Origin of the sequence: Pseudomonas sp. QD4, from assembly GCF_049199125.1 — a bacterium.
Taxonomy (GTDB): Bacteria; Pseudomonadota; Gammaproteobacteria; order Pseudomonadales; family Pseudomonadaceae; genus Aquipseudomonas.
Genome location: NZ_JBLZOM010000010.1, coordinates 127,229 through 149,117, shown reverse-complemented (window position 1 = coordinate 149,117; position 21,889 = coordinate 127,229). Strand labels below are relative to the sequence as shown.

The window sequence follows — 21,889 nt, the reverse complement described above, 5'->3', positions numbered from 1 at the left end:
CTCCCACCAACGTCACAGGCGGCTTGCCCTCTGTGGCGAGGGAGCTTGCTCCCGCCCGGTCGCGCAGCGGCCGTAAACCCAGAGCTCGCGATCTGCCGGGAGAAGTGGGGTGGTCGCCATTGGGGCCGCTACGCGCCCCAGCGGGAGCAAGCTCCCTCACCACGTCCGGCGTTGTATCAGGCGCTCATCACCGTGCGGATATCTGCCGCCAGTTCGCGCACGCGCTCTTCTTCGGTGTCCCAGGAGCACATGAAGCGTGCGCCGCCCTTGCCGATGAAGGTGTAGAAGCGCCAGCCCTTGGCCGTCAGCGCGGCGATGGCCGGTTCCGAGAGTTGCAGGAACACGCCGTTGGCCTGCACCGGGAACATCAGTTCCACCCCCGGGATGTCGGCCACCAGGTTGGCCAGCAGCTGCGCGCAGTGGTTGGCGTGGCGGGCGTATTTGAGCCAGGCGTCGTTTTCCAGCAGGCCGACCCAGGGCGCCGAGAGGAAGCGCATTTTCGAGGCCAGTTGGCCTGCCTGTTTGCAGCGATAGTCGAAGTCTTCGGCCAGCTTGTGGTTGAAGAACAGGATCGCCTCGCCCACCGCCATGCCGTTCTTGGTGCCACCAAAGCACAGCACGTCGACCCCGGCTTTCCAGGTCAGGTCGGCCGGCGAGCAGCCGAGGAAGGCGCAGGCGTTGGAGAAGCGCGCGCCGTCCATGTGCAGGTTCAGCCCCAGTTCCTTGCAGGTGGCGCTGATGGCGCGGATTTCTTCCGGGGTGTAGACGCTGCCGACTTCAGTGGCCTGGGTCAAGGTGACCACCCGTGGTTTCGGGTAGTGAATGTCCTGGCGCTTGAGGGCGATTTCGCGGATCGATTCCGGGCTCAGCTTGCCGTTTTCAGTGCCGGCAATCAGCAGCTTGGAACCGTTGGAGAAAAATTCCGGAGCGCCGCATTCGTCGGTTTCGACGTGGGCGGTTTCCGAGCAGATCACGCTGTGGTAACTCTGGCACAGCGACGACAGGGCCAGGGAGTTGGCGGCAGTGCCGTTGAAGGCGAAGAACACCTCGCAGTCGGTTTCAAACAGTTTGCGGAAATGATCCGAGGCCCGTGCGGTCCATTGGTCATCGCCGTAAGCACGTTCATGGCCGTGATTGGCCTGTTCCATGGCGGCCCAGGCTTCAGGGCAGATACCGGAATAGTTGTCGCTGGCGAATTGTTGGCTCTTGTCGGTCATGGCCTGCTTCCGTGATAGGTGTCCGTAATGAGGCGCCTTGGGTAAAGGGCCTCGGGTAAGGCGTTCCTGGGTAAGGAGTGCTGCACTGAAGATCGGTTGAAACACACATTCGTAGAGGGCGCCGCACTATCGAGCGCCTGGTGGTGGGCACTTTACCCAAGATTGGCGAGGGTGCACACGTTCTGTTTATGCATGAAAAATGCACATTGCATGGAGATTTATGCCTGGGCCCACGCTGATCACACCTGCCGGCCGACGTGACGGTGCCCTGGACCTGCTCAAGTGGCTGGCGCTGCTGAGCATGGTGCTCGACCACCTGCGCTATGTGGGCTGGCAGGTGGATGTTCTCTATGTGCCCGGGCGCCTTGCGTTCCCCTGGTTTTGCCTGGCGATGGCGGCCAATCTGGCGCGGGTTGGCGTGGTCCGGGGCGAGGTGACCGGGCAGTGGCGGTATCTGGGATGGTTGCTGGTGTTCAGCCTGGTCAGCGAGATTCCTTACCGCTTGTTTATCCCCGACCCCGACACCTTGAACGTACTGCCGACCCTGGCCTTGGGGCTGTTGGTGGCCCGCGGCTGGCAGCAACGACGGGGGATGGCGTTGTACTTGGGGGTGGCGGCTTTGGCGCTGGCGGGACTGTTCTCCGAGCGACTGATGTTCTGTGTGTTTGGCGTGCTGTTGCCCCTGGCGTTGCTGCTGGTGATTGGCCGGCCCTGGTACTGGAGCCTGTTGCCCGGGCTGGTGTGCCTGGCAGCCAATCAATGGCAGACCCTGTTCCCGGCGGCGCTGCTGGGCAATCAGGCGGCGAGCCTGGGCATTGTCAGCTGCCTGCTGGCGCCGTTGCTGGGCATCGGCCTGTTGCGCGGCGTACACCCGCATTCCGTGCCGCCGATGCGGCGTTGGGCCTACCTGCTGTATCCCGGGCACTTCCTGCTGTTGCTGGCGTTGCGCCAAGCGCTGTAGCCGCTGCCGGCAGGCTGCGCTGGCCCTATGCTGCACCGCGATTCTTCCGGCAGATCCTCGGCGTCAGTTCCTGCCAACATCCGAACGCAGACCGAGCCTGGCGACAGCGGCTACAGGGGCGGGTGGGCCCATGTCGTAAACGCACCTTTGCGTGGCGTCCATAGGCATTTGGTCGGGCAGCGCCGGCCCTACCATCGCATCCAAAGGGCACTGTCGCGAGGCAGGCCTCACCGAGACGAAAGGCGCACCGCCGCCGCTGGGAGAGACGCGATGTTCAGCAAGCAAGACCAGATCCAGGGTTATGACGATGCGCTGCTGGCGGCGATGAATGCCGAGGAGCAGCGTCAGGAAGACCATATCGAACTGATCGCGTCGGAAAACTACACCAGCAAGCGCGTCATGCAGGCCCAGGGCAGCGGCCTGACCAACAAATACGCCGAAGGCTACCCGGGCAAGCGCTACTACGGCGGCTGCGAGCACGTGGACAAGGTCGAGGCCCTGGCCATCGAGCGCGCCAAGCAGTTGTTCGGCGCCGATTACGCCAACGTCCAGCCGCACTCCGGGAGCCAGGCCAACGCCGCGGTGTTCCTCGCCCTGTTGCAGGCCGGCGACACCGTGCTCGGCATGAGCCTGGCCCACGGCGGGCACTTGACCCACGGCGCCAAGGTCAGTTTTTCCGGCAAGCTCTACAACGCCGTGCAGTACGGCATCGACACCGACACTGGCCTGATCGACTACGACGAAGTGGAGCGCCTGGCGGTCGAGCACCAGCCGAAAATGATCATTGCCGGCTTCTCCGCCTACTCCAAGACCCTGGATTTCCCACGCTTCCGGCAGATCGCCGACAAGGTCGGGGCCTACCTGTTCGTCGACATGGCCCACGTCGCCGGTCTGGTTGCCGCCGGCCTGTACCCGAACCCGCTGCCGTACGCCGATGTGGTCACCACCACCACCCACAAGACCCTGCGCGGTCCCCGTGGCGGCCTGATCCTGGCCAAGGCCAACGAAGAGCTGGAAAAGAAATTCAACGCTGCGGTATTCCCCGGCGGCCAGGGCGGCCCGTTGATGCACGTGATCGCCGGCAAGGCAGTGTGCTTCAAGGAAGCCCTGGAGCCCGGCTTCAAGACCTATCAGCAACAAGTGATCGACAACGCCCAGGCCATGGCCGGCGTGTTTATCAAACGTGGCTACGATGTAGTGTCCGGCGGTACCGATAACCACCTGTTCCTGGTCAGCCTGATTCGCCAGGGCCTGACCGGCAAGGAAGCCGATGCCGCCCTGGGCCGGGCCCATATCACCGTGAACAAGAACGCCGTGCCCAACGATCCGCAGTCGCCGTTTGTCACCTCCGGCCTGCGTATCGGCACCCCGGCGGTCACCACCCGCGGCTTCAAGGTCAGCCAATGCACTGAGCTGGCCGGCTGGATCTGCGACATCCTCGACCACCTCGGCGATGCCGATGTCGAGGCCAATGTCGCCCGCCAGGTCGCGGCCTTGTGCGCTGATTTCCCGGTTTATCGCTGAGCGCCGTTTTGGAGTAATGACTATGCAACGCTACTCGGGCTTCGGCCTCTTCAAACACTCCCTCAGCCACCATGAAAACTGGCAGCGCATGTGGCGCACGCCGACCCCGAAAAAGGTCTATGACGTGGTCATCGTCGGCGGCGGCGGGCATGGCCTCGCCACTGCCTACTACCTGGCCAAGGAGCACGGCATCACCAACGTCGCGGTGGTTGAAAAGGGCTGGCTGGGCGGCGGTAACACGGCGCGTAACACCACCATCGTGCGCTCCAACTACCTGTGGGACGAGTCTGCGCACCTCTACGAGCACGCGATGAAGCTCTGGGAAGGCCTGTCCCAGGACCTCAACTACAACGTCATGTTTTCCCAGCGCGGCGTCTACAACCTGTGCCACACCCTGCAGGACATCCGTGATTCCGAGCGCCGGGTCAGCGCCAACCGCCTCAACGGCGTGGACGGCGAACTGCTCAACACCCAGCAGGTGGCAGACGAGATTCCGTACCTCGACTGCTCGAAAAACACCCGCTACCCGGTACTCGGCGCCACCGTCCAGCGCCGTGGCGGCGTGGCTCGGCACGACGCCGTGGCCTGGGGTTTTGCCCGGGCAGCGGATGCCCTGGGCGTGGACTTGATCCAGCAGACCGAAGTCATCGGTTTTCGCAAGGAAAACGGCGTGTGCATCGGCGTCGAAACCAACAAGGGTTTTATCGGCGCCAAGCGTGTCGGCGTGGTCACCGCCGGTAACTCCGGGCACATGGCCAAGCTCGCGGGCTTTCGCCTGCCGATCGAGTCCCACCCGCTGCAAGCCCTGGTGTCGGAACCGATCAAGCCAATCATCGACAGCGTGATCATGTCCAACGCCGTGCACGGTTACATCAGCCAGTCCGACAAGGGCGACCTGGTGATCGGCGCCGGCATCGACGGCTGGGTCGGCTACGGCCAGCGCGGCTCGTACCCGGTGATCGAGCACACCATCCAGGCCATCGTCGAGATGTTCCCGGTCTTGTCCCGGGTGCGCATGAACCGCCAATGGGGCGGCATCGTCGACACCACGCCGGATGCTTGCCCGATCATCTCCAAGACCCCGGTGCCGAACATGTTCTTCAACTGCGGTTGGGGCACCGGTGGCTTCAAGGCCACCCCGGGCTCCGGCAACGTGTTTGCCGCGAGCCTGGCCAAGGGTGAAATGCACCCGCTGGCTGCGCCTTTCTCCATCGACCGTTTCCACAACGGTGCGCTGATCGATGAACACGGCGCTGCGGCCGTCGCCCACTAACAGGAGAAATCCCTATGTTGCATATCTTCTGTCCTCATTGCGGCGAGCTGCGCTCCGAAGAGGAATTCCACTCATCGGGCCAGGCCCACATCCCGCGTCCGCTGGACCCCAACGCCTGCACCGACGCCGAGTGGGGCGACTACATGTTCTTTCGCGACAACCCCCGTGGGCTGCACCACGAACTGTGGATTCACGCCGCCGGTTGCCGCCAGTATTTCAACGCCACCCGCGACACCCTGACCTACGAAATTCTTGAAACCTACAAGATCGGCACCAAGCCGCAATTCACCGCCAAGGCTGCTGGAGAGAAGGTATGAGCCAGACCAATCGGCTGTCCAACGGTGGCCGCATCGACCGCAACAAAGTCCTCAGCTTCACCTTCAACGGCCAGACCTACAAAGGCTTTGAAGGCGATACCCTGGCCGCCGCGCTGCTGGCCAATGGCGTGGACATCATCGGTCGCAGCTTCAAGTATTCGCGGCCACGGGGCATCTTCGCCGCCGGTGCCGAAGAGCCGAACGCGGTGCTGCAGATCGGCGCCACCGAAGCCACGCAAATCCCTAACGTGCGCGCCACGCAACAGGCGCTGTACCAGGGCCTGGTCGCCACCAGCACCAACGGCTGGCCCAGCGTCAACAACGACATGATGGGGATTCTCGGCAAGGTCGGCGGCAAGCTGATGCCGCCGGGCTTCTACTACAAAACCTTCATGTACCCGCAATCGTTCTGGATGACCTACGAGAAGTACATCCGCAAGGCTGCCGGCCTGGGCCGCTCGCCGACCGAGAACGACCCGGACAGCTACGACTACATGAACCAGCACTGCGACGTGCTGATCGTCGGCGCCGGCCCTGCCGGCCTGGCCGCAGCCCTGGCCGCAGCGCGCAGCGGGGCGCGGGTGATCCTGGCGGACGAACAGGAAGAATTCGGCGGCAGCCTGCTCGACAGCCGCGAAAGCCTGGACGGCAAGCCCGCAGCGGATTGGGTGGCCACGGTGATCGCCGAACTCAAGGCGCTGCCGGATGTGCTGCTGTTGCCACGGGCCACGGTCAATGGCTACCACGACCATAATTTCCTGACCATTCACGAGCGTCTCACCGACCACCTCGGTGATCGCGCGCCCATCGGCCAGGTGCGCCAGCGTATCCACCGTGTGCGCGCCAAGCGCGTGGTGCTGGCCACTGGCGCGTGCGAGCGGCCGCTGGTCTACGGCAATAACGACGTGCCGGGCAATATGCTGGCCGGCGCGGTGTCGACCTACGTTCGCCGTTACGGCGTGGCCCCGGGCAAGAAACTGGTGCTGAGCACCAACAACGACCATGCCTACCGCGTGGCCCTGGACTGGCTCGACGCCAGCCTGCAGGTGGTGGCCATCGCCGACGCCCGCAGCAACCCGCGCGGCGCGCTGGTGGAAGAGGCCCGGGCCAAGGGCATTCGCATCCTCACCGGCAGTGCGGTGATCGAAGCCCGTGGCAGCAAGCACGTGACGGCCGCGCGAGTGGCGGCAATTGATGTCAAGGCGCACACCGTGACCAGCCCCGGCGAGTGGCTCGATTGCGACCTGATCGCCAGCTCCGGTGGCTACAGCCCGGTGGTGCACCTGGCCTCGCACTTGGGCGGCAAGCCGACCTGGCGTGAAGACATCCTGGGTTTCGTACCCGGCGAAGCACCGCAAAAGCGCGTGTGCGTCGGTGGCATCAATGGCGTCTACGGCCTGGGCGATTCCCTGGCCGACGGTTTTGAAGGGGGCGTGCGCGCCGCCAGCGAAGCCGGGTTCAAGACCGTGGAAGGGGTGTTGCCCAAAACCCTGACCCGTCTCGAAGAAGCGACCCTGGCGCTGTTCCAGGTGCCCCATGAAAAAGGCACCTCGCGGGCGCCCAAGCAATTTGTCGACCTGCAAAACGACGTCACCGCCGCCGCCATTGAACTGGCCACCCGCGAAGGCTTCGAGTCGGTGGAGCACGTCAAGCGCTACACCGCTCTCGGTTTTGGCACCGACCAGGGCAAGCTCGGCAACGTCAACGGCCTGGCGATTGCCGCGCGCTCGCTGAACGTCAGCATTCCGCAGATGGGCACCACCATGTTCCGTCCCAACTACACGCCGGTGACCTTCGGTGCTGTGGCGGGTCGGCACTGCGGGCACATTTTCGAGCCGGTACGCTTTACCGCGCTGCATCACTGGCACCTGAAAAACGGCGCCGAGTTCGAAGACGTCGGGCAGTGGAAGCGCCCCTGGTACTTCCCGAAAAACGGCGAAGACCTGCACGCCGCCGTCAAGCGCGAATGCCTGGCCGTGCGCGACAGCGTCGGCCTGCTGGACGCCTCGACCCTGGGCAAGATCGACATCCAGGGCCCGGACGCCCGCGAGTTTCTCAACCGCATCTATACCAACGCCTGGACCAAGCTCGATGTGGGCAAGGCGCGCTACGGCCTGATGTGCAAGGAAGACGGCATGGTCTTCGACGACGGCGTGACCGCCTGCCTGGCCGACAACCACTTCCTGATGACCACCACCACCGGCGGCGCGGCGCGCGTGCTGCAGTGGCTGGAGATCTACCAGCAGACCGAATGGCCGGAGCTCAAGGTGTACTTCACCTCGGTCACCGACCACTGGGCGACCATGACCCTGTCCGGGCCCAACAGCCGCAAGCTGCTGAGCCAGGTCACCGACATTGACCTGGGCAACGAAGCCTTCCCGTTCATGACCTGGAAGGAAGGCCTGGTCGGCGGTGTGCCGGCGCGGGTGTTCCGTATCTCATTCACCGGCGAGCTGTCGTACGAAGTCAACGTCCAGGCCGACTACGCCATGGGCGTGCTGGAGAAAATCGTCGAGGCCGGCAAGGCCTACAACCTGACCCCCTACGGCACCGAGACCATGCACGTGCTGCGGGCCGAGAAGGGCTTCATCATTGTCGGCCAGGACACCGACGGCTCCATGACCCCGGACGACCTGAACATGGGCTGGTGCGTGGGGCGGACCAAGCCGTTCTCGTGGATCGGCTGGCGCGGGATGAACCGTGAAGACTGCGTGCGCGATCAGCGCAAGCAACTGGTGGGCCTCAAGCCGATCGATCCGACCCAATGGCTGCCGGAGGGCGCGCAACTGGTGTTCAACACCAAGCAGGCGATCCCGATGAGCATGGTCGGCCACGTCACCTCCAGCTACGCCCACAACTCCCTGGGGTATTCGTTTGCCCTGGGCGTGGTCAAGGGCGGCCTCAAGCGCCTGGGCGAGCGGGTCTTCGCGCCCCTGGCCGATGGTCGCGTGATCGAGGCGGAAATCGTGTCTTCGGTGTTCTTCGACCCCAAGGGCGATCGCCAGAACGTGTAGCCGTGAGCCTTGCCCGGTTCGCCGGGCAAGGCTCCAACAGAATTCAACACAGGTGCTCCATATGACCGCTGCCAATGTTTACCAGCAACGCCCGACCAACGGGGCCAAGGCCGAGTCGTCGCTGCATCACGCCGACCTCGCCAGCCTTGTGGGCAAGGGCCGCAAGAATGCCGGCGTGACCGTGCGCGAAAAGAAACTCCTGGGCCACCTGACGATTCGTGGCGACGGCCATGACCCGGCCTTTGCTGCCGGCGTGCACAAGGCCCTGGGCATCGAATTGCCCGGCGCCCTGGCGGTGATCGTCAAGGGTGAAACCAGCCTGCAATGGCTCGGCCCGGATGAGTGGCTGCTGATCGTGCCTGGCGGTGAAGAGTTCGCCGCGGAAAAGAGCCTGCGCGAAGCCCTGGGCGAGTTGCATATCCAGATCGTCAACGTCAGCGGCGGCCAGCAGATCCTCGAGTTGTCGGGGCCCAATGTGCGCCAGGTGCTGATGAAGTCCACCAGCTACGACGTGCACCCGGACAGCTTCCCGGTGGGCAAGGCGGTCGGCACGGTGTTCGCCAAGTCGCAGTTGGTGATCCGCCATACCGCTGAAGACACCTGGGAACTGCTGATCCGCCGCAGCTTCTCCGATTACTGGTGGTTGTGGCTGCAGGATGCCGCCGCCGAGTACGGCTTGAGCGTCCAGGCCTGAATGCTGCGCCGTGGTGGCAGGCGCCCCCGCCGCAGGGGGCGCCCGGTCCACGACCAGTTTTTTCTTTACTCAGGAGTCGTCAACGATGAGCCGCGTCCCAGACACATGGATTTTGACCGCCGATTGCCCCAGTGTGCTCGGCACGGTGGACGCGGTGACCCGCTTTCTGTTCGAGCAGGGTTGCTACGTCACCGAGCACCACTCCTTCGATGACCGGCTTTCGGGCCGTTTTTTTATTCGCGTTGAATTTCGCCAGCCCGAGTCCTTTGACGAGCAGGGGTTTCGCGCCGGCCTGGCCGCCAGGGGCGAGGCCTTCGGCATGGTCTTCGAACTGACCGCGCCCAATTACCGGCCCAAAGTGGTGATCATGGTCTCCAAGGCCGATCACTGCCTCAACGACCTGCTCTACCGCCAGCGCATCGGCCAGCTGTCGATGGACGTGGTGGCGGTGGTGTCCAATCACCCCGATTTGAAACCTTTGGCCGACTGGCACCAGATTCCCTACTACCATTTCCCCCTCGACCCTAACGACAAACCGTCCCAGGAGCGCCAGGTGTGGCAGGTGATAGAAGAGTCGGGCGCCGAGCTGGTGATCCTTGCGCGCTACATGCAAGTGCTGTCGCCGGAGCTGTGCCGCAAGCTCGACGGCAAGGCGATCAATATCCACCACTCGTTGCTGCCCGGTTTCAAGGGCGCCAAGCCGTACCACCAGGCCTACAACAAAGGCGTGAAGCTGGTGGGCGCCACGGCGCATTACATCAATAACGACCTGGACGAAGGCCCGATCATCGCCCAGGGCGTGGAAGTGGTGGACCACAGCCATTATCCCGAGGACCTGATCGCCAAGGGGCGCGACATCGAAGGTCTGACCCTGGCCCGCGCAGTGGGCTATCACATCGAAAGACGGGTGTTCTTGAACGCCAACCGCACGGTAGTGCTTTAAGGGCAGCGGCAAGTTTCAAGCGACAAGTAACAGCGGTATGCACACTTCTTGCGGCTTGTAGCTTGCCGCTTGAAGCTGCTTCAAATCTCTTCACAACAACAACTACAGAGGTGACTTGCATGTCTGGTAATCGTGGCGTCGTGTATCTCGGCAACGGCAAGGTCGAAGTACAGAAAATCGACTATCCCAAAATGCAGGACCCCCGTGGCAGGAAGATTGAGCACGGCGTCATCCTGCGCGTGGTTTCCACCAACATCTGCGGCTCCGACCAACACATGGTGCGCGGCCGTACCACCGCCCAGACCGGCCTGGTTCTGGGGCATGAAATTACCGGCGAAGTGATCGAGAAGGGCAGCGACGTCGAGAACCTGAAACTCGGCGACCTGGTGTCGGTGCCATTCAACGTGGCATGCGGGCGCTGCCGTTCCTGCAAGGAACAGCACACTGGGGTTTGCCTGAGCGTCAACCCGGCCCGCCCTGGCGGCGCCTATGGCTATGTCGACATGGGCGACTGGACCGGCGGCCAGGCTGAATATGTGCTGGTGCCTTACGCCGACTTCAACCTGCTGAAGCTGCCGGACCGCGACAAGGCCATGGAGAAAATCCGCGACCTGACCTGCCTCTCCGACATTCTGCCCACCGGTTACCACGGTGCCGTGACGGCGGGCGTAGGGCCTGGCAGTACGGTGTATGTGGCCGGTGCCGGCCCGGTCGGCCTGGCGGCTGCGGCGTCTGCCCGCTTGCTGGGGGCGGCGGTGGTGATCATTGGTGACGTCAACCCGATCCGCCTGGCCCACGCCAAGGCCCAGGGTTTTGAAATCGCCGACCTGTCCAAGGACACCCCGCTGCACGAACAGATCGCGGCCTTGCTCGGCGAGCCGGAAGTCGATTGCGCGGTGGACGCCGTGGGCTTCGAAGCCCGTGGTCATGGGCATGACGGGGTCAAGCACGAGGCCCCGGCCACCGTGCTCAACTCGTTGATGGGCGTGGTGCGGGTGGCGGGCAAGATCGGGATTCCCGGCCTGTACGTGACCGAAGACCCGGGTGCGGTGGACGCCGCAGCCAAAATGGGCAGCCTGAGCATTCGCTTCGGCCTGGGCTGGGCCAAATCCCACAGCTTCCACACCGGTCAGACCCCGGTGATGAAGTACAACCGCCAATTGATGCAAGCCATCATGTGGGACCGGATCAAAATCGCCGACATCGTCGGGGTCGAAGTCATCAGCCTCGACGACGCCCCTCGCGGCTACGGCGAATTCGATGCCGGCGTACCGAAGAAATTCGTCATCGACCCGCACAAACTCTTCAGCGCTGCTTAATTCCAGCCGCAACAAACAGGGCGACCCACGGGTCGCCCTTTTTTTTCTCCGCCCCCCAGCCGACCGGTAGCCTGCGCTGGCACCCATCGGGTGCCGTGGCGTGTCAGGTGTATGGATGTCATTTTGCAGCCCCAGCGCCTGTCGAGCGGCTGATGGGTGGAAAAACAGCTTCAATCTGAACCGCTCAAAACCCCCGCCCCGGGTAGTCAAACCAATGCGAACCGGATAGCACGTCTTCAATCTGCGCCTGGCTATATAACCCGAGGGCATCGCGTTGATAGCGCGATCGCCATTGCGGCAGCCACCAGTAGTTGAGTGCGGTACCCCTCGGGGTCATGACGAAGCCCAGCACCGAGGCATCGATAAGCCCACGCTGATACAGCTCATGACTGCGATCCATAAAGCCGAGGTAATAATCGATAGGTAGGCTAAGCATCACCATCACGGTGTGCACCTTTTCGGTGGGCGTGCGCTGGGGGTTTTGCAGAAGGCCCAGGGCTTCGCAGTAGTGCTGCCGGGGTTCGCGTGCGAGGGCGTGGGCGGCGGGTAGTTCGAGAACGGTGAAGGGGCTGCCGTTATCCCTCCAATCGGCCCCGCCCGTGTCGTCGGCGTACTGGCTGATAACCGTGCCCAAGGGGCCGGAGGTGGTTGATGCGGCGCTGCATACAGCCTCATCGACCGGCGTGCCCATTCTCCAGATGCCAACCAGTGTTGCCAGGCCCAGCAGGCCGCAAACATACAGAAAACGTTTCATTGTGCTTCGCTTATAACGCCGAAAAAGGGTGAGTCCTTCACACCAGCACCCCTTGGCCGGTCTGAGGCCAAGGGGTTTGCGCGGCATTTTCAATCAGCTTGGGTTCGAATGCCATCTCGGGACTGATTTTTCATGCCCACCACTGAGGTTCACAACGCCACCAATGGTCCCTGATACAACACCGGCCCGGTCGGTTGCCCGGTGGGCGAGCCGCCGTGGGGTTCGAGGCTGACGGCCAGGGCGATGGGGGTGCCCAGCAGATCGCGTTGGGCCTGGCTCAGGTTGATCCGGCCCTTGCCACCCACCGGCACCACGCCCAGGGAGATGGGTTTGCCGTCGGCCGGTATGGCCCACAGCTCCAGGCTGCGGTCCAGACCGACGGTGGCCAGGGCCAGGGGGTCGACCTGCAGGTATTGGCCATGGGCCTGGATCTGCAACGCCGGTTGCTGGCTGGCGCTGAGCAGGGTGGCGCTGTAGCGCACGCTGTCGCTCTGGTAGATGAAACCGATATACAGCGAGGCCAGCACCGCACAGGCAGCGACTACCAGGCGCAGGCGCATCCACAGGGATTGCTTGGGCGGCACGTGCAGGCGTTGCGGTTCGATGCGGGCCTGGATCGCCTGCCACACTCGCTCCGGCACTTCCTGCTCCGGGAGTGTGTGGGTCAGGCTGGCGAGGTGTTCCTGCCATTGCGCCACTTCGGCGCGCAAGGCCGCGTCATCCAGCAGCCATTGCTCGAAGCGGCGTCGGGCCGCGCCCTGCATCAGGCCGATGCTGTAGTCGGCGGCGAGGGCGCGGCGCAGGGCGGGGGTCTGGTAATTCATGATTCAAGGCACCTGCGCAGGCGCTCCATGCCGCGACGAATCCACGACTTGACCGAGCCCAGGGGCGCGGCCAGGTGTTCGGCCAATTCCGAGCACGACAGGCCCTGGAAGTAGGCCACGCTGATGGACTGGCGCTGCATGCTTTCCAGGGTCGCCAGGCAGCGGTTCAAGGCGCTGGCATCGCGGGCGCGGTCCAGTTGCTCGTGGGCCGACAGGCTTTGATCCTCCAACTGTTGTTCTTCCAGTGCGCCTAGGGGGCGTTCGCGGTGTTTGCGCAACTGGTCGATGGCCTGATTGCGAGTGATGTTGATCATCCAGGTCAGCGGCGCGGACAGGTGCGCCTGGTAGCGCGAGGCGTTGTTCCAGATGCGCACGAAGCTTTCCTGCAACACCTCTTCCGCCAGGTCGCGGCGGCCCATGAAGCGCAGGGCTACCCCGTGCAGTCGCGGCGCGACGCTGCGGTACAAGGTTTCGAAGGCGTGCCGGTCACCCAGTGAACACTGGGCCAGCAGCTGTCTGAGCTGATCGGTATCGACAGTGGAAATAACCGTTCTCCAGGCAGTCCAGGGGTGAGCCCAAGGCGACGGGCCGCGAAGGTGGCTTGAGGTTAGTCCAGGGTGGGCGGTTGTTCCATTCATCAGGGTGTCCTCCAGGCCCTTGGATATACGTGGGCAAGCAGCTGGCGGATGCACCCCGTTGGTTTTTTTTCAGGAGCGCTGTTCCCGTCTCGCGCCGACCAGCGTTCGGAACATTACTTCGGGAATTCAGTCAAAAAACTGTTTTCCATCCCACTCTTGAGGATGGCGCAGCGTTCACTGAGGTTGGCTCGATGAAGATTTCACGCGGTTTGCTATTGGCTTCGCTGATGACCCTGGCTGCGAGCCCGGTGTTTGCGGGGTTCAACCTGGGTGATGTGGCCGGAGCCATTGCCGGCGCCCAGGGCAACAAGGCCGGCGAGGCGGCCACCACCCCGCAAGCGGCCGGCTTGCTCGATACCCTGGGTTCGCAATTGAACGTGTCGCCGGAGCAGGCAGTGGGCGGCGCGGGAGCCATGCTCGGCCTGGCAAAAAACCGGCTCAGCTCCACCGATTACGCGCAGTTGGCGAAAAGCGTGCCCGGCCTTGATCAACTGACAGGCAACAATGCCCTCGGCGGGCTTGGCGGTTTGGGTGGCTTGCTCGGTGATTCGGCCAAATCCCCGGCCCTGGACGGGCTGCTGGGCAATGTGAAAAACACCAACGACCTGAACAACACCTTCGGCGCCCTGGGCATGGACAGCGGCATGATCGGCCAGTTTGCGCCGTTGATCCTGCAATACCTGGGGCAGCAGGGCGTCGGTGGTTCGTTGCTGCAAAGCCTGAGCGGCATCTGGGGCACAGGCAGCTGATCAGTTGCCCTCGGCGCGCAATTGGGCGATGCGCTGATCCTTCTCGGTCCAGAGCTGGTTGACCCAGTTCTGGATCTGCTGGCGGAAGGCCGGATCGTTTTCGTAGTCGCCCTGCCACAACGCCGGGTCCAGCTCGCGGGTGCGGATGTCGATGATGACCTTGGGCACCGCGCCGCTGATCAGGTCCCAGAAGCCCGGAATCGTCGGCTGTGGATAGACCACGGTCACATCCAGAATCGCATCCAGCTGTTCACCCATCGCCGCCAGCACAAAGGCCACGCCGCCGGCCTTGGGCTTGAGCAAATGGGTGAAAGGTGACTGTTGCTGCGCGCGCTTGGCCGGGGTGAAACGGGTGCCTTCCAGGTAGTTGACCACGGTCACCGGCTGGCGCTTGAACAGCTCGCAGGCGGCGCGGGTGATGTCCAGGTCCTTGCCTTGCAACTGCGGGTGTTTGGCCAGGAAGGCCTTGCTGTAGCGCTTCATGAAGGGGTAGTCCAGCGCCCACCAGGCCAGGCCCAGTAACGGCACCCAGATCAGTTCCTTCTTGAGGAAGAACTTGAAGAACGGCGTACGCCGGTTGAGGGTCTGGATCAGCGCCGGAATATCGACCCAGGACTGGTGATTGCTGATCACCAGGTAGGAGGTGTCGACCCGCAGCCCCTCGCCGCCGCGAATATCCCACTGGGTGGGGATGCACAGGGCAAAGATCAGCTTGTCGATCTCGGCCCAGGTTTCGGCGATCCACATCACCGCCCAGGATGCGTAATCGCGCAGGCGCCCCGGCAGGACCAGCTTGAGCAGGGCAAACACCATCAGCGGGCCGAACAGGACCAGGGTGTTGAGCAACAGCAGCAGGGTGACGAAACAGCCGGTGAGCAGGCGGCGCATAAGGCACTCTTGAAATCATTTTGGCGCGCCATGATAAGCAGCTTCGGCGAACAGGCCAAATCCCAGTGTGCTGACGAATGTTTCACCCATGACCGGGTATGCTTTTCATTCGCTGCGCCGCTAACACGGTGGCGCTGGCGAACGAATTCAGCGGCAAGGGTCTAAAATCCCGCTGCCCACTCTTCAAGGAACCCCACCACGTGAAAGCCGTCCTTGCTCTTTTGTCCCTCCTGGCCCTGCCGGTCATGGCCGCCGAGCCGACCCTCTACGGGCGCTACGAAAACATTCGCTTGCCGGAAATCGGTGAAACCCTCAAGGCCAAGATGGACACCGGGGCCCTGACCGCCTCGCTGTCGGCCAAGGACATCGAGACCTTCACCCGTGACGGCGAGGACTGGGTGCGCTTTCGCCTGGCCACCAAGGACGCCGATAACAAGGTCTACGAACACAAGGTGGCGCGGATCAGCAAGATCAAGAGTCGCTCCGACGAAGATGACGAGAAGGACGAGCCGCAGTCCGCCAAGCGTCCGGTGGTCGACCTGGAAATGTGCCTGGGCAACGTCAAGCGCACGGTGGAGGTCAACCTGACCGACCGCAGCAGCTTCAACTACCCGTTGCTGATCGGCGCCAAGGCCCTGCGTGAATTTGGCGCGGCGGTGAACCCGGCCCGGCGCTACACCGCAGACAAACCTGACTGCTGATGGCTGCTGCATCTGATTGACGCGGCCTGAGGCATCCGGCACCGTTCGGGCATTCAACTCCTGTGCCCGGACGCCATGCCCCATATCCTGATTGTCGAAGACGAAGCGGCGATAGCCGATACGCTGATTTTCGCCCTGCAAGGCGAAGGTTTCAGCACCACCTGGCTGAGCCTGGGGCAGGCGGCGCTGGAACATCAGCGGGCGACGCCGGCGGACCTGATCATTCTCGACATCGGCCTGCCCGATATCAGCGGCTTTGAAACCTGCAAGCAACTGCGGCGCTTCAGCGAGGTGCCGGTGATGTTTCTCAGCGCCCGCGACGGTGAAATCGACCGGGTGGTGGGCCTGGAAATCGGCGCCGACGATTACGTGGTCAAGCCGTTCAGCCCACGCGAGGTGGCGGCGCGGGTCAAGGCAATTCTCAAGCGCATGGGGCCGCGGGCCATTGCTGAACCGGCTTCGGCGCTGTTTGTGGTGGACGCCGAGCGGGTGCAGATCAGCTACCGCAACCAGCCCCTGAGCCTGACCCGTCACGAGTTTCGCCTGTTGCAGTGCCTGCTGGAGCAGCCGGAGCGGGTCTTCAGTCGCGAACAGTTGCTCGATGCCCTGGGGGTGGCGGCGGACGCCGGTTACGAGCGCAGCATCGACAGCCATATCAAGAGCGTGCGCGCCAAATTGCGCCTGGTGGCCGCCACCGCCGAGCCGATCCAGACCCACCGCGGCCTGGGTTACAGCTACAGCCCGAGTCATAGCTGATGTCCCTCGGCATCCGGATCTTCCTGGTGTATGCGCTGTTTATCGGCCTGACCAGCTACTTTGTGCTCAGCACCGTGATGGAGGAAATCCGTCCCGGGGTGCGCCAATCCACCGAAGAAACCCTGGTGGACACCGCCAACCTGATGGCCGAAATCCTGCGCGATGACTTCAAGGCCGGCACCCTCAATGAAAACCGCTGGCCGCAACTGCTCGAGGCCTACGGCGAGCGGCAGCCGGCGGCCAGTATCTGGGGCCTGCCGAAGAACCAGGTCAACCACCGCATCTATGTCACCGACGACCAGGGCAAGGTGGTGCTGGACTCCAGCGGAGTCGCGGTGGGCCAGGATTACTCGCGCTGGAACGACGTGTACCTGACCTTGCGCGGCCAGTACGGTGCGCGTTCGTCGCGGGCGGTGGCCGATGATCCGAACTCTTCGGTCATGCACGTGGGCGCGCCGATCCGTGACAAGGGCAAGATCATCGGCGTGGTCACCGTGGCCAAACCCAACAGCTCGTTGCAGCCTTATGTCGACCGCACCGAACGCCGTCTGGTGTGGTACGGCATCGGCCTGATTGCCCTGGGCCTGCTGTTCGGCGCGTTGCTGTCCTGGTGGCTCAGCGCGGCGTTGCGCCGCCTGACCGCCTATGCCCAGGCGGTCAGCGAAGGCCGGCGTGCCGCATTGCCGCATTACCGTGGTGGTGAGCTGGAGCAACTGGCCACGGCGGTGGAGCACATGCGCACCCAGCTTGAGGGCAAGGCCTACGTCGAACGTTATGTGCACACCCTGACCCACGAATTGAAAAGCCCGCTGGCGGCGATTCGTGGCGCCGCGGAGTTGCTGCAGGGCGAGATGCCGGTGGAGCAGCAGCAGCGCTTTGTCGGCAACATCGGCAGTGAAAGCGCACGCATGCAGCAGTTGATCGAGCGCCTGCTGGACCTGGCCCAGGTCGAGCAGCGCCAGGGGCTGGAAGAGCGAGTCGAGGTGCCGTTGGCGACCCTGATCGATGAGTTGCTGCAAAGCCAGAGCGCGCGGATCGAGCGCAAGCAATTGCAGATTGAACAGCGCATCGACCCGAATCTGACCCTGATCGGTGAGCCATTCCTGTTGCGCCAGGCCATTGGCAATCTGCTGGAAAACGCCCTGGACTTCACCCCGGCCCAGGGCGTGCTGCGTTTCTTTGCCAAGCAACTGGGTGCGCAGGTCGAGTTCAGCCTGTTCAACCAGGCCGAGGCGATTCCGGAGTATGCCCTGGCCCGCCTCTGCGAGCGTTTCTACTCCCTTCCACGCCCGGACAGTGGGCGCAAAAGCACTGGCCTGGGGCTGAACTTCGTCGAAGAAGTGGTGCAACTGCACGGTGGCCGCATGACCATCGGCAACGTTCCCGGCGGCGTGCAAGTCACCCTCCACCTCCCTCGATAACTACCCTGTAGCCGCCGGCCCGCAAGGGCGCTGAAGATCTGGCGGGATAAATGCGTTGGTCGTTGAGGGCCAGCGCAGCCTCGCGGGCTCGGCAGCGGTAAAGGGGTACGAAAATCTCCACACAGTCTCCACATTGCCCTCATAAAGCCCCCATATGGGCGGGCCAGACTCTCTCTCATACGAATCGGGAGAGAATCCATGAACCGCAGCTTGACCGTAAAACTGGGGGCGATTGCCCTGTTGATCCTGCTACTGCTGATCCCCTTGCTGATGATCAACGGCCTGATCGACGACCGTCAGCAATTGCGCGACGGCGTGCTCGACGAGATCGCCCGCAGCTCCAGTGGCAGCCAACGGGTGACCGGCCCGGTGATGGTGGTCGACTACCGCAAGAAGGTCCGTACCTGGCGGGTCGACGAAAAAACCAAAAAGCGCTCTGAATACATTGTCGAGAAACAGGGCCGGTTGTTTTTCCTGCCCGAGCACTTCGAGCTCAATGGCCAGGCGCAGACCGAACTGCGCGCCCGGGGGATCTACGAGGCCCGGCTGTTTCACGCCAACACCCACCTCAGCGGCCAATTTGCCATTCCCGCGCAGTACGGCATCAGCGAAGACTTTGCCGACTATCAGTTCGACCGGGCCTTCCTGGCGGTGGGCATCAGCGACATCCGCGGTATTGAAAATGCCCTGAAACTGGAGCTCAACGGCCAGACCCTGGACTTTGCCCCAGGCACCTATGTCAGCTGGCTGGACGAGGGCGTGCACGTGATGTTGCCGCCGCTGGACGTGAAGAAACCCACCCAGCTGGATTTCGGTTTCGAACTGCGCCTGCAAGGCACCGGGCAGTTGTCGGTGGTGCCGGTGGGCAAGACCAGCAAGGTGCAGTTGATGGCCAACTGGCCGCATCCGAGCTTTATCGGCAACTACCTGCCGGCCCAGCGTGAAATCACCGAGCAGGGTTTTTCCGCCACCTGGCAGACCTCGTTCTTCTCCACCAACCTGCAGCAGGCCATGGATCGCTGCGTGGCCATGAGCGAGCAGTGCGGTGATTTCAACAGCCGCAACTTCGGCGTGAGCTTTATCGACCCGGTGGACCAGTACCTCAAGAGCGACCGGGCGATCAAATACGCGTTGCTGTTCATCGGCCTGACCTTTGCCGGGTTCTTCCTGTTCGAAGTGCTCAAGAGCCTGGCGGTGCACCCGATTCAGTACGCCCTGGTGGGGGTGGCGCTGGCCTTCTTCTACCTGTTGCTGCTGTCGCTGTCGGAGCACCTCGGGTTCACCCTGGCTTACCTGCTGTCGGCCGGCGCCTGCGTGTTGCTGATCGGCTTTTACGTCAGCCACGTTTTGCACAGCTGGCGTCACGGTTCAGCTTTCGCGGTCGGCCTGGCGGCCCTGTACGGCCTGCTCTTTGGCTTGCTGAGCGCTGAAGACTACGCACTGTTGATGGGCTCGCTGCTGCTGTTCGGGCTGCTGGGTGTGTTCATGGTGCTGACCCGCAAGCTGGACTGGTATGGCATTGCCCAGACCCGTGCAGCCAAGCCACTGGAGTTCGATCTGGAGACGGTTCATGTGTAGATCATTGGGGTTGCGTGAGGATCAGGCAGAGGGCGAGGCGTTGGCACAGCGCATTGCCGGGTTGTTCCCTTTGGAGCAATTACCACCTCTGCGACGGCCGGCGGGTAGCCGCCGCCAGTGGGTGTTGCTGGACGCTCCGGTCGCAGCGGCGTGGCCTGCACCGCCGGGGCAATCGGCACCGGGGCCGAAGGCTTGAGCGAAGGCGCCGGCCGCCATCGGTAAACAGCGCTACAGGGCCGGGCGATTGATCTGTATCGTGCCGGCCGGACACTCTTTCAAACCAGGGAATGCAGGATGCGCAGGTTGTATTTCAAGCACACGGTGCTGACGTTGGCCTTGCTGGCGCTGTACGGGCTGGCGGTGGTTATCGCACTCGACAGCGAGTTTCGGCGCAAGGGTGAGGGAGAACCGGAGTTCGTGGTGATGTTTGCCTACATTGGCTGGATGCTGGTGCTCCCAGCGGCCTTATGGCTGGTGGCAGGCTTTGGCGTGTTTTGCCTCAGGGCACGCAAGGGCGTGAGTGCCAGGCTGCATCGGGCGTTGGCCCTGTGTCACCTGCCGTTGTTGTTGCTGAGTGGTTTCACGTTGCTGGTGGCCTCTGGCGCAGTGCCGGAGAACCTGTGGTTTGTGCCGGTGATCCTGATCGACCTGGCCCGCATCGCCTATGTCCTGCGCCGCTTCCCCAAATACCATCCCGTCACCTCCACTACCGCCACCAACCCGGCCCTATAGCCGCTGCCCAGCCTCGCGAGGCCCGGCAGCGGCTATAGGGGGTCACTCAGAGCGCGGGTTTCAATTGGGCGCCCGGGGTGTTGCTGCTGGCGGGTGAGGCCGGGGTGGGCTTGAGTTCGCGAGCGACGTTCCACACGACCAGGGCGGCGATGATGTCGAAAATCGCCAGCACCACGAACAGCGGGCTGTAGCCGATCTTGGTCACCATCACGCCAAACACCAGGGTGAATGCCGCAGCGCCCAGGTAGCCGAACATCCCGCCCATGCCGGTGGCGGTGGCCACTTCATTCTTGCCGAACGAATCCGAGGTAATGGCATACAGCGCCCCGGACAGGGTCTGATGGGCGAAGCCGCCGACGCACAGCAGGGCAATCGCGGTGTAGGGGCTTGCCACGAGGCCGATGCAGGCCGGGCCGATCATGCACGAGGCGCCAAAGAACAGCACCATCTTGCGCGAGGTGAACAGCGAGACCTTGCAGTAGCGGTGGAAGAACGGGCTCAGGTATCCCCCCAGCACGCAACCCAGGTCTGCGGCGAGGAACGGCAGCCAGGCGAACATCGCGATTTCCTTGATGTTCATGTGGCGCTCGGTCATCAGGTACAGCGGGATCCAGGCGTTGAAGGTCTGCCAGGCCGGTTCCGACAACATGCGCGCGCTGGCGATGGCGTAGAAGTTGCGGTTGCCGATGATCTTTTTCCAGCTGCCTTTTTTCGGATTTGGATCCTTGAAGTGCTCTTCCTGGCCACTGAGGATGTAGTCGCGCTCACGCTCGCTCAGCAGCTTCTGGTCCCGCGGGTGTTTGTACAGCACCAGCCACAGGAAGCTCCAGATGATGCCCATGGCGCCGACGATCAGGAACGCCAGTTCCCAGCCACTGTTGAGAATCGCCCAGACCACCAAAGGCGGGGCCAGCAGCGCGCCGATCGACGAGCCGATATTGAACCAGCCGATGGCCACCGAGCGCTCCTTGGCAGGAAACCATTCGGTGGAGGCCTTGACTGCTGCCGGCAGCCCGGCCGCTTCGGTCAGGCCGAGCAGGCCACGAACCACCGCCAGGCCTTGCCAGCCCGAGGCCAGCGCCGCCGCCGCGCAGGCCACGGACCAGGCCACGGCAAATATCGCGAAGCCCAGTTTGGTCCCGATGGCATCGATGATGTAGCCGGCCACCGGTTGCATCAGGGCGTAGCAGACCTGCCAGGCAACGACGATGTGCGAGTACTGCTCGGTGGAGATGTTCATCTCGCTCATCAGGGTCGGTGCGGCCACCGACAGGGTATTGCGGGCCAGGTAATTGACCATCAGGCCAGCCGTGACCAGGCCGACCATCCACCAGCGGATGCCTTTGATTTTCATCGCTTCACCATCATTTTCTTGGATTTATGGGTGTTGCCGGTTGGCGGCGCCAAAGGGCGCGCGCAGGGGCATCACGGTGGCGAATGGGCGGCGTGCAGCAGGAAACAGGCGGGCGGTGCGGGCGAAAGACGGAGTCGGGTCATGATTGGCTGGACACTCTTTGAATTATTTTTATGGGTCGACAAATTGTTACGTTGTGTGTCGTCGTACAACTGGATTCCGTTATAAGAGC

Annotated in this window: 19 protein-coding genes and 1 pseudogene; 14 read left to right on the top strand and 6 right to left on the bottom strand. The window is 63.2% G+C overall.

What is annotated here, in order from left to right:
* Positions 1-176 precede the first annotated feature (176 nt).
* Complete coding sequence (locus ACOZJV_RS33020; protein ID WP_078472797.1) at positions 177-1,217, bottom strand: low specificity L-threonine aldolase; 1,041 nt, start codon at positions 1,215-1,217, stop codon at positions 177-179.
* A gap of 220 nt (positions 1,218-1,437) precedes the next feature.
* Here ACOZJV_RS33020 and ACOZJV_RS33015 point away from each other — a divergent pair, with 220 nt between their 5' ends.
* The 8 genes from ACOZJV_RS33015 (at position 1,438) to fdhA (ending at position 11,262) form a co-directional block, all read left to right on the top strand.
* Positions 1,438-2,178, top strand: coding sequence for a TraX family protein (locus ACOZJV_RS33015; RefSeq protein WP_421549434.1), 741 nt, complete (start codon positions 1,438-1,440; stop codon positions 2,176-2,178).
* 270 nt (positions 2,179-2,448) lie between these two features.
* Complete coding sequence (glyA, locus tag ACOZJV_RS33010; protein WP_020295378.1) at positions 2,449-3,702, top strand: serine hydroxymethyltransferase; 1,254 nt, start codon at positions 2,449-2,451, stop codon at positions 3,700-3,702.
* A gap of 22 nt (positions 3,703-3,724) precedes the next feature.
* On the top strand, positions 3,725-4,975 hold the full coding sequence (locus ACOZJV_RS33005; protein ID WP_078472799.1) for a sarcosine oxidase subunit beta family protein: 1,251 nt from the start codon (positions 3,725-3,727) through the stop codon (positions 4,973-4,975).
* A gap of 14 nt (positions 4,976-4,989) precedes the next feature.
* On the top strand, positions 4,990-5,292 hold the full coding sequence (locus ACOZJV_RS33000; RefSeq protein ID WP_020295380.1) for a sarcosine oxidase subunit delta: 303 nt from the start codon (positions 4,990-4,992) through the stop codon (positions 5,290-5,292).
* Positions 5,289-8,306 carry a sarcosine oxidase subunit alpha gene (locus ACOZJV_RS32995; RefSeq protein ID WP_078472800.1) on the top strand — a complete coding sequence of 1,006 codons (3,018 nt, stop codon included), beginning with the start codon at positions 5,289-5,291 and terminating at the stop codon, positions 8,304-8,306. Before ACOZJV_RS33000 ends, ACOZJV_RS32995 begins: the two co-directional genes overlap by 4 nt.
* 61 nt (positions 8,307-8,367) lie before the next feature.
* Complete coding sequence (locus ACOZJV_RS32990) at positions 8,368-9,000, top strand: sarcosine oxidase subunit gamma (protein ID WP_201128333.1); 633 nt, start codon at positions 8,368-8,370, stop codon at positions 8,998-9,000.
* Positions 9,001-9,085: 85 nt separating this feature from the next.
* Positions 9,086-9,943 (top strand): formyltetrahydrofolate deformylase, encoded by an 858-nt coding sequence (gene purU / locus ACOZJV_RS32985; RefSeq protein ID WP_020295383.1) that lies wholly within the window; start codon positions 9,086-9,088, stop codon positions 9,941-9,943.
* A 119-nt stretch (positions 9,944-10,062) separates the two neighbouring features.
* The gene (fdhA, locus tag ACOZJV_RS32980; protein ID WP_020295384.1) at positions 10,063-11,262 is read left to right on the top strand and encodes a formaldehyde dehydrogenase, glutathione-independent; all 1,200 of its coding nucleotides are present in this window, start codon (positions 10,063-10,065) and stop codon (positions 11,260-11,262) included.
* 184 nt (positions 11,263-11,446) lie between these two features.
* Here fdhA and ACOZJV_RS32975 read toward each other — a convergent pair whose 3' ends face one another.
* The 3 genes from ACOZJV_RS32975 to ACOZJV_RS32965 all read right to left on the bottom strand — a co-directional run bounded on the left by ACOZJV_RS32975 (position 11,447) and on the right by ACOZJV_RS32965 (position 13,478).
* Entirely contained in the window at positions 11,447-12,016 is a 570-nt protein-coding gene (locus ACOZJV_RS32975; RefSeq protein WP_421549433.1) for a hypothetical protein, read from the bottom strand.
* Between the two features lie 149 nt (positions 12,017-12,165).
* Positions 12,166-12,840, bottom strand: coding sequence for an anti-sigma factor (locus tag ACOZJV_RS32970; protein WP_421549432.1), 675 nt, complete (start codon positions 12,838-12,840; stop codon positions 12,166-12,168).
* Positions 12,837-13,478 (bottom strand): sigma-70 family RNA polymerase sigma factor, encoded by a 642-nt coding sequence (locus ACOZJV_RS32965; RefSeq protein WP_201128331.1) that lies wholly within the window; start codon positions 13,476-13,478, stop codon positions 12,837-12,839. The genes ACOZJV_RS32970 and ACOZJV_RS32965 overlap by 4 nt, the downstream gene beginning before the upstream one ends.
* 191 nt (positions 13,479-13,669) lie before the next feature.
* On the opposite strand from ACOZJV_RS32965, the gene ACOZJV_RS32960 reads away from it, so the two are divergent.
* Positions 13,670-14,227 carry a DUF2780 domain-containing protein gene (locus ACOZJV_RS32960; protein WP_201128330.1) on the top strand — a complete coding sequence of 186 codons (558 nt, stop codon included), beginning with the start codon at positions 13,670-13,672 and terminating at the stop codon, positions 14,225-14,227.
* Here ACOZJV_RS32960 and ACOZJV_RS32955 read toward each other — a convergent pair whose 3' ends face one another.
* On the bottom strand, positions 14,228-15,115 hold the full coding sequence (locus ACOZJV_RS32955; protein ID WP_421549431.1) for an acyltransferase: 888 nt from the start codon (positions 15,113-15,115) through the stop codon (positions 14,228-14,230).
* A 200-nt stretch (positions 15,116-15,315) separates the two neighbouring features.
* Here ACOZJV_RS32955 and ACOZJV_RS32950 point away from each other — a divergent pair, with 200 nt between their 5' ends.
* From ACOZJV_RS32950 to ACOZJV_RS32930, 5 genes and pseudogenes are all read left to right on the top strand, one after another.
* Positions 15,316-15,816, top strand: coding sequence for an ATP-dependent zinc protease (locus tag ACOZJV_RS32950; protein WP_020295390.1), 501 nt, complete (start codon positions 15,316-15,318; stop codon positions 15,814-15,816).
* A gap of 75 nt (positions 15,817-15,891) precedes the next feature.
* Positions 15,892-16,572, top strand: coding sequence for a two-component system response regulator CreB (gene creB, locus ACOZJV_RS32945; RefSeq protein WP_078472807.1), 681 nt, complete (start codon positions 15,892-15,894; stop codon positions 16,570-16,572).
* Complete coding sequence (gene creC, locus ACOZJV_RS32940; protein WP_078472808.1) at positions 16,572-17,993, top strand: two-component system sensor histidine kinase CreC; 1,422 nt, start codon at positions 16,572-16,574, stop codon at positions 17,991-17,993. Before creB ends, creC begins: the two co-directional genes overlap by 1 nt.
* Positions 17,994-18,191: 198 nt before the next feature.
* Positions 18,192-19,571, top strand: a complete 1,380-nt coding sequence (creD, locus tag ACOZJV_RS32935; RefSeq protein ID WP_078472809.1) for a cell envelope integrity protein CreD — start codon at positions 18,192-18,194, stop codon at positions 19,569-19,571.
* Between the two features lie 240 nt (positions 19,572-19,811).
* Positions 19,812-20,303, top strand: a pseudogene (locus ACOZJV_RS32930) (hypothetical protein); the annotation flags it as partial.
* Positions 20,304-20,349: 46 nt separating this feature from the next.
* Here the strand turns inward: ACOZJV_RS32930 and ACOZJV_RS32925 are convergent.
* Positions 20,350-21,657 carry an MFS transporter gene (locus ACOZJV_RS32925; protein WP_078472811.1) on the bottom strand — a complete coding sequence of 436 codons (1,308 nt, stop codon included), beginning with the start codon at positions 21,655-21,657 and terminating at the stop codon, positions 20,350-20,352.
* Positions 21,658-21,889: the final 232 nt, after the last annotated feature.